General features: G+C 42.4%; 9 protein-coding genes and 1 pseudogene. 8 read left to right on the top strand and 2 right to left on the bottom strand.

Going from position 1 to position 12,181, the window contains the following annotated elements; genetic code table 11:
• The first annotated feature begins 43 nt into the window (after positions 1–43).
• Positions 44–750: pseudogene (locus tag C6Y01_RS04740) on the top strand (EcsC family protein).
• A 225-nt stretch (positions 751–975) separates the two neighbouring features.
• Here the strand turns inward: C6Y01_RS04740 and C6Y01_RS04735 are convergent.
• Positions 976–2,163, bottom strand: coding sequence for a M20 family metallopeptidase (locus tag C6Y01_RS04735; RefSeq protein ID WP_060595923.1), 1,188 nt, complete (start codon positions 2,161–2,163; stop codon positions 976–978).
• Positions 2,164–2,446: 283 nt separating this feature from the next.
• On the opposite strand from C6Y01_RS04735, the gene C6Y01_RS19025 reads away from it, so the two are divergent.
• Complete coding sequence (locus C6Y01_RS19025; protein ID WP_223249501.1) at positions 2,447–2,599, top strand: hypothetical protein; 153 nt, start codon at positions 2,447–2,449, stop codon at positions 2,597–2,599.
• Positions 2,600–2,663: 64 nt separating this feature from the next.
• Here C6Y01_RS19025 and C6Y01_RS04725 read toward each other — a convergent pair whose 3' ends face one another.
• On the bottom strand, positions 2,664–3,149 hold the full coding sequence (locus tag C6Y01_RS04725) for an antibiotic biosynthesis monooxygenase family protein (protein WP_106037882.1): 486 nt from the start codon (positions 3,147–3,149) through the stop codon (positions 2,664–2,666).
• A gap of 127 nt (positions 3,150–3,276) precedes the next feature.
• On the opposite strand from C6Y01_RS04725, the gene C6Y01_RS04720 reads away from it, so the two are divergent.
• The 6 genes from C6Y01_RS04720 to C6Y01_RS04695 all read left to right on the top strand — a co-directional run bounded on the left by C6Y01_RS04720 (position 3,277) and on the right by C6Y01_RS04695 (position 12,129).
• On the top strand, positions 3,277–5,412 hold the full coding sequence (locus C6Y01_RS04720) for a transglycosylase domain-containing protein (protein ID WP_034663567.1): 2,136 nt from the start codon (positions 3,277–3,279) through the stop codon (positions 5,410–5,412).
• 124 nt (positions 5,413–5,536) lie between these two features.
• Entirely contained in the window at positions 5,537–6,595 is a 1,059-nt protein-coding gene (gene hemE, locus C6Y01_RS04715; RefSeq protein ID WP_034663562.1) for a uroporphyrinogen decarboxylase, read from the top strand.
• Between the two features lie 32 nt (positions 6,596–6,627).
• Positions 6,628–7,566 carry a ferrochelatase gene (gene hemH, locus C6Y01_RS04710; RefSeq protein ID WP_034663560.1) on the top strand — a complete coding sequence of 313 codons (939 nt, stop codon included), beginning with the start codon at positions 6,628–6,630 and terminating at the stop codon, positions 7,564–7,566.
• 22 nt (positions 7,567–7,588) lie between these two features.
• Entirely contained in the window at positions 7,589–9,001 is a 1,413-nt protein-coding gene (gene hemY, locus C6Y01_RS04705; protein ID WP_095284976.1) for a protoporphyrinogen oxidase, read from the top strand.
• 174 nt (positions 9,002–9,175) lie between these two features.
• Positions 9,176–9,754, top strand: a complete 579-nt coding sequence (locus C6Y01_RS04700) for a TetR/AcrR family transcriptional regulator (protein ID WP_034620016.1) — start codon at positions 9,176–9,178, stop codon at positions 9,752–9,754.
• Positions 9,755–9,819: 65 nt separating this feature from the next.
• On the top strand, positions 9,820–12,129 hold the full coding sequence (locus tag C6Y01_RS04695) for a YhgE/Pip domain-containing protein (RefSeq protein WP_106037881.1): 2,310 nt from the start codon (positions 9,820–9,822) through the stop codon (positions 12,127–12,129).
• Positions 12,130–12,181: the final 52 nt, after the last annotated feature.

The raw sequence follows: 12,181 nt of genomic DNA, 5'->3' as shown, positions 1-12,181 counted from the left end.
GTTTCTGACAGCGAGCGTATGATGACATTAAGGAGGGATCCGGATGAATGCAGCTGAACGGGAGTTATATGAAGAAGCCATTCTTTTTCAAACGCGTTTTTTAAGAAAACCTTCAAAGATCGAACGGTTTTCAAAAGGAGTTCAGCAGCAGGTGAACCGCAAAATCCCTGCTCGATTTCATCAAGTCATCACAAGTGCGGTAAAACAATGGTTGAATCCACCGTATCAGGATCGCACTTCACTTCATTTTCGGTGATTGATGAGCAATTATCTATCATCGAGCGAAATGAACTGGCAAAGGAGAAAGTGAAGTACTATCAAAAGGCAGCTGCGATCGAAGGAATTGGAACAGGCGCTGGTGGTATATTGCTAGGTATGGCAGACTTTCCGCTGCTGCTTAGCATTAAGATGAAATGTCTTTATGAGCTGGCATGTATTTATGGCTTTGATTTGTCTCAAAAAGAGGAAAGACTCTTTTTGCTCTGTATATTTCAACTCGCCTTTTCCGGCAGTGCACATCGTCAAAAAATGATGAACATCATAGATGATTGGGAAACGAGCCGCGAGGAAATGAATTGGTACAGCTTTCAGCAGGAGTATCGAGATTACGTTGACCTAGTGAAGCTATTTCAATTAATGCCGATCGTCGGAGCCGCTGTTGGCGGTGTGGCAAATCATCAGCTGACAGGACAGCTCGGAGATGTCGCTCGTCATGTGTTTCACTTACGAGTGTTGAAAGAAGTGAAATAGAAAAGCCGCTGGTGACAGCGGCATCAGCGTGTAGACAAACCCTCGCATTCGTTGTCAGGTCTGCGTTCCGGTACTCACGAATGTTCAATTCGCTCCGCTCCGGTACTCGTCCTTCCTAGACTTCAAAGGTTTTCTATCACACTGAAAAGAAGACAAAGGGCTAAAATAAAAATCATTTTAGCCCTTTGTCAATAATCTAAAACCGCTGGCGACAGCGGCTTTTTTTCATTCATCGTAGGAAAGGACGGCACGGGCGAGTACCTTTGCTGCGACAGGCATTGCTTTTTCGTTGATATCAAATTTTGGGTGATGATGGGGATACACGTCTTGGCTGTTTTCAGGCATGGCGCCTGTGTAAAAGAAGGTACCAGGGACATGCTGAAGGTAGTAAGCAAAATCTTCTCCACCCATTTGGGTTTCCGCTTCTTTTACTTCTGTGACACCTTCTGTCTGTTTTGCGATGTCAGCAATATATTCAGTCGGCTTTGGATGATTTTTGACAGCAGGATATCCTCTCACATATTCATATGTGTAGTCGGCATCATGCATGTCGCACACCCCTTTCACGACCTGTTCAATTTCTCGTTCGATGGTGTGTCGTGCACTTTCTTCAAAGGATCGTGCAGTACCAGTTAAAACAGCTGAATCTGCAATGACGTTAAAAGCATTCTCTGCCACAAAACCTCCAACAGATACAACAGCAGAATCAACTGGATTGACTTTACGGGCAACGACTTGCTGCAGGTTTGCGACGATTTGTGAACCGATGAGTACAGCATCTTTCGTTAAGTGAGGCTGGGCGCCGTGTCCGCCTTTCCCCTGAACTCGAATAGAGAAGCGGTCGGCGGCTGCCATAAAGTTCCCGCTTTTATAAAGAACGGTGCCACAAGGCTCTGGAGACCAAAGGTGCGTACCGAATATGACATCGACACCGTCTAAGCAGCCGTCTTCAATCATTGGTTTTGCACCGCCTGGCGCATATTCTTCTGCGTGCTGATGAATGAGGACGATTTTCCCTTTTAATTGATCGCGGTGCTCATTCAAGATTTTCGCTAAGACAAGTAGTGTCGCTGTGTGCCCATCGTGCCCGCATGCATGCATCACACCTGGCTTTGTTGATTTGTAAGGCACTTCCTTTTCATCATGGATGGGAAGTGCATCAAAATCAGCCCTGAGGGCAATCGTCGGCCCCGGAGAAGCTCCTTCGATAAAGGCGAGTACACCATGGCCGCCCACCTGTGTACGTGTTGGTATATGTAATGTGTCATAGTAGTTGGCGATGAAAGCGGCTGTTTCTTCTTCCTGGAAAGAAAGTTCAGGATTCATGTGGAGATGGCGTCTAATTTCAACCATTTCCTCATAATGTTCATCAAGACGTTCATTAATGCTTTTTTGTAAAGTGGATATTGTCATTGAGTCGAAAACCTCCTTCATGCTCTTTTACTGATTGTATGGTAATTGTTAGAATCTTTCAACAGAAGAGGATTTCGCATGCTGCATCAAAAGGTCATTTTACATAAAAGTCGAAGTTGATATGAAGCGGGGAAAGGGAGGAATCGTGTTGGGAAGCTGTCCAAATTGTTCAAAAGCATTTTCTTTCGTTGAAAAGTTTCATCTATCACATACGAAAATGATGATGTGTCCAAGCTGTCGTCATCAAGTCAAAGAAACCTTTGTCTCCAAGATGAGTTTTTTCATGATCTGCTTGATTCCGCTATTGGTGATGCTCATTCAATTGAAAGGTGCTTCACCTATGTTGAAGTGGCCGATCTTATTAGGATGGATACTATTGAATTTCTATGTGCTTCAGCCGATCATTCATCGGTACGAGCTGACATCACGACGATAAAATGAAAAGCCCAGCTATTGGGCTTTTTTTCATGAAAAAAAGAAGTGCTGCTTTCAGCACTTCCTTAATTGTCTGTAACGGCATGATAGGATGTGAGAAAAGCAGGACGAGAGAAGATGGAGCCAGTATCCTCATTTGGCTGAAAGAACGCTTCTGATTCTTGAAAGTCTTCAAATAAGTCCTCTGATTCCCAAAGTGTCATAATCAAATACACTTCTTCATCTTTTTTCGGTCTTAACACTCGAAGAGCCTGGAAGCCCCACTGATGTTCTGAGATGTTCGTCTTCTTCTGAAAAGTAGATTCAAAAAGTGCTCTGCTTTCAAGCTTCACAGGGATATGATTCAAGGTGACGAAGCCAGATTGGACTAGCTCACCTTTCGCATAAATCACATCATAGGCATGAGGGGCTTTAAAAACAGTCTCGCCCTCCGTCTCATGGAAAAGAGCTGCTTGTTCTTTTCCGACCATATAAAGCAGATTCTCCTGATCGTGTTTCTTTGCGATTTTATGCAAGAAATCTGCTGTTCCATATGTGATATAGACATTCATCTAAACCGCCTCCTGCTTGATAGTATAACAAAAGAATGATATATAATTCTTTGGTAGTCAATCCATAAAACATATTATGAAGCAATACATCCCATACTATCCTTATAAAGGAATGAGGTGACCTAATTTGAAGAAAAAGAAGATAATCATTCCATTAGTCATTGCAGGAAGTACCATCGTACTTTCATTTATTGGCTATCTGACCATTTTATTTTTAGGACATTATGTCATAGATGAAAAGAAGCTTGTTTTTCACGCTTCATCCCAAATCATTGATCAGAATGGAAAAGAACTTACAAGTATGTATTCAGAAAATCGGGACCCTGTCTCATTAAAGGATGTACCTGATAAAGTAGCGAAAGCTTTTGTGGCTGTCGAGGACAAACGATTTTATGAGCATCATGGTATTGATGCACAGTCAATTTCAAGGGCGGTTTATCGAGATATATTAGCAGGAGGAAAGGTAGAGGGCGGCAGTACAATCACTCAGCAGCTCGCAAAAAATATTTTTCTCACAAATGACAAAACCTTTCTTCGAAAAACAAAAGAAGTCATTATTGCCATTAATTTAGAAAGAGATTATTCAAAGGATAAACTGCTCGAGATGTATCTGAATCAGCTTTACTTCGGTCATGGCGTCTACGGTATTCAGGCAGCAGCCAATTATTACTTTAGTAAAGATGTGAAAGATTTAACTGTCAGTGAAGGGGCTACACTCGCTGCGATGCCAAAAGCGCCGTCTACTTACTCGCCTGTTTTACACCCTGATAAAAATAAACAAAGGCGGGACACCATCCTTAATTTAATGAATGAGCAAGGATATTTATCATCAACAGAAACAGTAGAAGCAAAAGGGAGAACACTAGGCATTCATTTGAAAAAGAAATCAGAAACACCTTGGGTGGACAGCTATGTCGATCTCATCATTAAGGAAGCAGAATCAGAGTATGCCATTTCACATGAACAATTGCTTCAAGGCGGTTATACCATTACAGTTCCGATCGATATGAATCTGCAAAAGATCGCCTACGATGCGATGAAAAACAACCGTTATTTCCCGGGAAAAAGCGGTTCTCCTGAAAGCAGTGCCGTCTTTATTGATAACGAGTCTGGCGGAGTAAAAGCAGCGATTGGAGGACGAGAATATCAAGCAAGGGGCTATAACAGGGTTACCGCTGTTAGACAGCCTGGATCTGTTTTCAAGCCGATCGCGGTATATGGTCCGGCAATGCAGGAGAAAAAACTCCGGCCTTATTCCCTGCTTGAAGACAAAGAAAAAAGCTATGACGGCTATTCACCAAAGAATTACGATGGGCAGTATGAAGGCAAGGTCACGATGGTGGAGGCCCTCATGAAAAGTAAGAATACAGCTGCGGTGTGGACATTAAGCCAGCTTGGCATTGATACCTCGAAATCATATCTCGAGAAAATGGGAATAGATATTTCGGATCAAGGACTTGCCATGGCGCTTGGCGGTTTAGAAAAAGGGGTTTCTCCACTTCAAATCGCTGGAGCTTTCCACACATTTGCAAATGAAGGCGTATATAAAAAGCCTTTCTTCATTCAGAAAATCACCAATGATGAAGGAGAAACGGTAGAGAAGAATCACAGTAAGTCAGAACGAGTGTTTAGCGTTCAGAATGCTTGGAATATGACAAGAATGCTGCAACAAGTCGTCAAAGGCGGAACAGCTCAGAGCGGTTCATATGCTGGAGATTTAGCAGGTAAAACAGGCACGACCACATATTCAGGTGTGAAAGGTGCAACAAAAGATGCTTGGTTTGCCGGCTATACGCCAAGTACAACAGGTGCCATCTGGATGGGGTATGACAAAACCGATAACAGTCACTATTTAACTGGCGGCAGTCAATACCCGGTTCAGCTGTTTAAGGATATTTTAACGGCAGGCCAAATCACCAATGAAACGTTTGAAAAACCAGAGGGGATTAAAGAACTTCAAGCGCCAATCCATTTAGAGGGACTTTCAGGATTTGAAGCCCGCTATGCGTTTAAAATCAAAGGGTTGTTTACATTAGAGCTGTCTTGGGACAAGCAAGAGGATAAACGGGTTGAATACCGTATTTATGAAAAGAGAAATGGAAACGAGACGATGATCGATTCAGTGACAGGCGTGGGCAGCTACACAATGCCGTATGCCAATGTGTTTTCAGATGCGGAGTATAAGGTGGTTCCATATAATACCCAAACGCAAGAAGAAGGAGAAGGCAGTCCATATGTCAAGCCAGAGGCTTTTGGACGTTAATATTCGGCGATTTTTTGAACAATGAGCCGGTTTAGTATACCGTGCCTTGAAAAAGCGGTATAGTAAAAGCAGTGTTTGAGCCTTATACAAAGAGAGTGTAAGGCGAAAGGTGGAATGAAAGGTAATGGGAAAAACGAAGGCTTTTAATGACACGTTCTTAAAGGCGTGCAAAGGGGAAAAAACAGACCATGTACCAGTTTGGTATATGAGGCAGGCAGGACGCTCACAGCCTGAATATCGTGCCCTTAAAGAAAAATACGGGCTATTTGAAATTACGCATCAGCCAGAATTATGCGCTTATGTAACACGACTTCCTGTAGAACAATATGGTGTAGATGCCGCGATTTTATATAAAGATATTATGACCCCGCTTCCGGCTATTGGAGTGGACGTTGAAATTAAAAATGGAATTGGACCTGTGATTGATTCACCGATACGGACAAAAGCAGATATCGAACGTCTTGGGGCACTTCATCCTGAAGAAGACCTGCCATATGTGCTTGACACCATTCAGCTTTTAACGAAGGAGCAGCTGAATGTACCGCTCATCGGTTTTGCTGGTGCACCATTTACGATGGCTAGCTATATGATTGAAGGCGGCCCATCTAAAAACTATCATAAAACAAAAGCGCTAATGTACAGTGAGCCTGAGACATGGATGCTGCTCATGAACAAATTAGCTGATATGACGATCACGTACATACGCGCGCAGGTAAAAGCAGGGGTCAGTGCGTTTCAAATCTTTGACTCATGGGTTGGTGCTTTAAATGCAGCAGATTACCGGACATTCATTAAACCTGTCATGCAGCGAATTTTCACAGAGTTGAAGAGTGAAAATGTACCAATGATCATGTACGGAGTTGGGGCAAGCCATCTGGTGAAAGATTGGCATGACCTGCCGCTAGATGTCGTTGGACTGGATTGGCGTATGAGTGTAGACGAAGCTCGAAAAGAAGGGCTCGCAAAAACGTTACAAGGGAATCTTGATCCAACGATCTTACTTTCTCCTTGGGAAGTCATTGAAGAGAGAGCAAAAGATATTTTAGATCAAGGGATGAAATCAGATCACTTCATCTTTAACTTAGGTCATGGGGTATTTCCAGATGTTTCACCAGATACGTTAAAGAAGCTGACCGATTTTATTCACGACTATTCAGCTAAACATAAAAAAACATCCATCTAAACTATTTCAAATGATCTGAAGGAGTGTTGGTTGTGGAGAAAAAGAAAATGGGGCTTCTTGTCATGGCATATGGCACCCCATATAAAGAAGAAGACATTGAGCGTTATTATACACATATTCGTAGAGGCAGAAAGCCGGAGCCAGAAATGCTGCAAGATTTAAAGGATCGCTACAAGGCAATCGGCGGTATTTCTCCTTTATCAAAAATTACAGAGCAGCAGGCAAATGGTTTGTGTGAGCACTTGAATGACATTCAAGACGACATTGAATTTCATGTCTACATTGGCTTAAAACATATCGAGCCTTTCATTGAGGATGCAGTTGCTGAAATGCACAAGGACGGCATTACAGAAGCCGTGAGTATCGTTCTTGCGCCGCATTTCTCAACCTTTAGTGTGAAATCGTATAACAAACGTGCACAAGATGAGGCAGACAAGCTGGGCAATTTACAGATTACGTCGGTTGAAAGCTGGTACGATGAGCCGAAGTTTGTGGACTATTGGGTGAAACAAGTGAAGGATACGTATGCATCAATGAGTCAAGAGGAACGAGATTCCGCGGTACTTATTGTGTCTGCACACAGTCTGCCTGAAAAAATTATTGCAGCAGGAGATCCATATCCTGATCAGCTCGCACAATCGGCCAAAATGATTGCGGAAGGTGCGGGAATTGAACACTATGAAATTGGCTGGCAAAGTGAAGGCAACACGCCGGATCCATGGCTTGGACCAGACGTGCAAGACTTAACGCGGGATTTATTTGAACAAAAAGGCTATCAAACATTCGTGTATGTGCCTGTTGGTTTTGTCGCTGATCATCTTGAAGTGTTATACGACAACGATTATGAATGTAAAGTCGTGACAGATGAAATTGGTGCAGCCTACTATCGTCCAGAAATGCCAAATGCGAAACCAGCATTTATTGATGCTCTGGCAACAGTCGTATTAAAGAAGCTTGACGAAAGCAAGTAATCATATAAAAGAAGGCGATCCTATGCATGACAATCAAAAACACCTTGTCATCATTGGCGGTGGCATCACTGGTTTAGCCGCCGCCTTCTATTTGGAAAAGGAAGTCGAAGAAAAAGGTCTTCCGATTCAAATATCTCTTATTGAAGCGAGCCCTAGGCTAGGTGGAAAAATACAAACATTATATAAAGACGGCTACATCATCGAACGTGGACCTGATTCATTTTTAGAAAGAAAGGTCAGTGGACCGCAGCTGGCTAAGGATGTCGGTTTGTCCGATCAGCTCGTCAATAATGAAACTGGGCAAGCGTATGTACTAGTCAACGAAACCCTTCATCCGATGCCAAAGGGTGCTGTGATGGGTATTCCAACTCAAATCAGCCCATTTATTACAACTGGTCTTTTTTCAGTTGCGGGAAAAGCGAGAGCGGCGATGGATTTCGTGTTGCCAAAAAGCAAGGAGACCGAAGATCAGTCGCTTGGTGAATTTTTTAGAAGACGTGTGGGTGATGAGGTCGTTGAGAATTTAATCGAGCCGCTTCTATCAGGCATTTACGCAGGGGATATTGACCGCCTGAGCTTAATGTCCACCTTCCCGCAATTTTATCAAACAGAACAGCAGCATCGCAGTTTGATTCTTGGGATGAAAAAATCACAGCAGCATGCGAAAGCACAGCAAGTGACTGCGAAAAAACAAGGACAGTTCCAAACGATCAATCAAGGACTGCAGTCGCTTGTGGAAGCAGTAGAAAGTAAGCTCAAGCTGACAACGGTGTATAAAGGGACAAAAGTGAAGCAGATTGAAAAAACAGAGGGAGGCTATGGTGTGCAATTAGACAGCGGTCAAACGCTTTTTGCCGATTCAGCCATTGTCACGACTCCGCATCAATCGATCTATTCCATGTTTCCTCAAGAAGCAGGGCTTGAGTATTTGCATGACATGACTTCTACTTCTGTTGCAACGGTAGCACTTGGTTTTAAAGAAGAGGATGTTCATAATGAATATGACGGCACTGGTTTTGTCATCTCAAGAAACAGTGATTTCTCTATTACGGCCTGTACATGGACAAACAAAAAATGGCCGCATACAGCTCCGAAAGGAAAAACGCTATTGCGTGCGTACGTCGGAAAAGCTGGCGACGAATCGATTGTCGAGCAGTCAGACAGTCAAATCGTCAGCATCGTGCTTGAAGATTTAAAGAGAATCATGGATATTAAAGCAGATCCAGAATTGACGACAGTGACTCGCTGGAAGACCAGTATGCCGCAATATCACGTCGGTCATCAAAAAGCTATTTCGAACATGCGAGAAACGTTTAAGCAATCATATCCTGGTGTTTATATCACAGGTGCTGCTTTTGAAGGTGTTGGAATCCCTGATTGTATTGATCAAGGAAAAGCCGCCATCTCAGAAGCTGTATCGTATCTATTTTCATAAAAAACAACTCCCTTTTCTGTCATGGAAAGGGAGTTTTTCATGTTCGAATCATTCGAAAAGAGTTGGGAATCATAAATGTGAACAAAGTTGTTGCATCCGGGGAAAAGGATATGGTATATTACTTTCTGTACTTAATGACCAAAACGTTCAAATAGTCATTTCGGGAGTGAGATCATGAGTGTTGATAGGAGACAAATGATTTTAGATGGTGCGACGAAGGCATTTACTCAATTCGGGTATAAAGCGACCACAATGGACCTCGTGGCGAAGCTTGCCAACGTCGGGAAAGGTACCATTTATACATTTTTCAAAAACAAAGAAGAGTTGTTCGATGAAATTTTCACATCCCTTTTACTAGAGATGAGGAAAATTGCGGATGAGGCGATTGATGAGAAGAATAGTTTCTCTGAAAACCTTCACTTAGCACTCTTTGCAATTTTAGAATTTCGAAAAAACCACCAGCTCACAATTAAGATTTTTCAGGAAAATGCGGAGCTTGGCACGTCAGCGGTCAAGGAAATGATCGAAAAGATGGAGCAGATGATCATTCGCTATATCAAAATGAAAGTACAAGAAGCGATGGATAAAGGCGACATTAAGCCTTGTGATCCTGAATTGACTGCATTTGTGATGGTGAAACTATATATTGCACTGATTTTTGATTGGGAAAAGCGATACGAGCCTTTAACAAAAGAAGAGGTAGCCGAATCGCTGGAGCTTTATGTCTTAAAAGGACTATCTGCAACAACATAATTTTTTTTTGAGTTCATATGACCAAATTTTATATTTAGTCATTCATCTATGGGAGGAAAACAGCAATGAATTTAATTCGGAATCAATGGAAAGACATTGTAACGAGCAAAAAACTACTGATCCCGATTTTAGCTGTCTTATTTATTCCGCTGATTTACAGTGGTGTATTTTTAAAAGCATATTGGGATCCATATGGTACAGTTGATCAACTGCCTGTAGCGGTTGTCAACTTGGATGAAGGCAGTCATTATGACGGGAAAACCCTTCATGTCGGCGATGATTTAGTGAAGGAATTAAAGAAAAACGATAATTTCAAATGGAATTTTGTCGATAGTGAAGAAAAGGCCGTAAAGGGATTAAATAACGAGGATTATTATCTCGTTGTGGAAATACCAAAAGACTTCTCGAAAAATGCAAGTACAGTGTTAGATAAACATCCGAAAAAATCGAATCTGAAATATTATACGAATCCAGGCGCAAACTATGCGGCGTCACAAATTGCGAATAATGCCATTATCAAATTAAAAGATTCGGTTTCAAAGGAAGTCACAAAAAATTACGCCGAGGTCATCTTTGATAACTTCAAAACGATTGCAAAAGGATTAGATCAAGCAAGCGATGGCGCGAAGAAAATTGATGACGGAACAAAAAGCGCAAAAGATGGCAGTACAAAGTTAAAAGACAACTTAGCCAAATTGGCTGAAGGTACGTTAACCTATAGCGAAGGTGTTCATCAGTTCGCAGGGAAAATGGGTGAACTGAACACAGGCATACACTCTCTAGACAGTGGGCTCGGTCAGCTCTTAACAGGCTATCAAACCATTGATCAGAAATTTGGAGATCTTGGTACAGGAATTGATACATTAACCGAAGGATTAAACACAAGCCGTGAAGGACATCAGCAGCTCGCTTCTAAAATGCCGCAATTCACAGCGGGCATTGAGCAGCTAAACAATAAAGCACAATCCTTTTCAGAAAAAATTGCAGCAGTAGAAAAAGTCTTATCGTCACCAGAATTAGCGAATCTTGAAAAGATGGCGCCTAAACTCGATCAGGTGAAAAAAGACGCAAAAACGTTCAGTACAAAACTTGCTTCATTAAAAGAAGCACTATCAAATCGAGATGCTAAAGTAAAAAGCATTATCCAAAACAGCTCTATGACAGATGAAGAGAAAAAGGCGGCAATGGATCAGCTGAACAGTCTGCCTAAAATCGAACTGCCTGATCTGTCTGGACTCGAACAAAGCTTAGCGGCCTTGCAGGAACTGCCTGATGCAAGTGAGGTTCAATCAGCAGTTGCATCTGCAAAAGCGCAGCTGCAGCAAGTCAAACAGCTGCCAAAGAAAACAGAACAGCTGTACACGTCTACCGTCGCGATACAAAACGCGATCGACCAAATGACATCAGGTACGAATAAATTGTATCAAGGTGCACTGAAGCTTCAAACAGGTCAAGACCAATTACAAGATGGTCTGCAAACAGCAAATGGAAAGCTTGATACGGCGAAAAGCGGAGCGGATAAGCTTGCAAGTGGATCAAGTCAGCTTAGCGCAGCGTTAAATAAGCTAGAAAGTGGTTCAACAAATATCCAAAGCAATACATCTAAGCTTGCCGAAGGCTCAAAATCGCTTGATAAAGGATTGGGAGATTTAAAGAGCGGTACAGGTAAACTGTCCAATAAATTGAAAAGCGCTGCTGATGAAACAGGTGAAATTGATGCAAATCAAGACAATTACAATATGATTGCAAGCCCTGTTAAAACAGAAAACGATACAGCGAAAAAGATTGATAATTATGGAACAGGGCTCACGCCTTATATTTTATCCATGGGACTCTTTGTTGGGGCTCTAATGCTCACCGTTGTATTCCCAATGAAAGACCCTGCTGGACGCCCTAGAAATGCGTTTGAATGGTTTGTCAGCAAATATAGCGTGCTTTTGCTTGTCGGTATCCTGCAAGCAGTCATTGCAAGTACTATGCTCATCTTTGGGCTTGGTCTTGAGGTGGAAAGTCTCTGGCGCTTCTATCTCTTTGCGATCGTCGTCAGTCTGACATTCTTAGCGATTATTCAGCTGCTAGCCACAACAATGGGGAACCCAGGACGCTTCATTGCCGTCATTATCTTAGTTCTTCAGCTCGCAGCAAGTGCTGGTACATTCCCGCTTGAGCTTGTGCCGAAATTCTTCCAAGTCATTCATAGTCTGCTTCCAATGACATATACAATCAATGGATTTAGAACGATCATTGCAAGCGGTGATGACAGCTATTTATGGCACCAAGCAGCGATTCTTGGAACAGTTGCGATCATCATGATGGCGGCAACAACCGTATACTTTGCTTGGAACGTAAGAAAAATGAAACAAGACGAAGCTTAATCAATGAATCCTTTCTCTTGATAGAGGAAGGATTTTTGATTTGAAATTAGAC

This window comes from Bacillus sp. NMCC46 (assembly GCF_002998465.1).
In the GTDB taxonomy this organism is placed as follows: domain Bacteria; phylum Bacillota; class Bacilli; order Bacillales; family Bacillaceae; genus Bacillus.
This window is presented reverse-complemented; position numbering and strand designations above follow the sequence as displayed.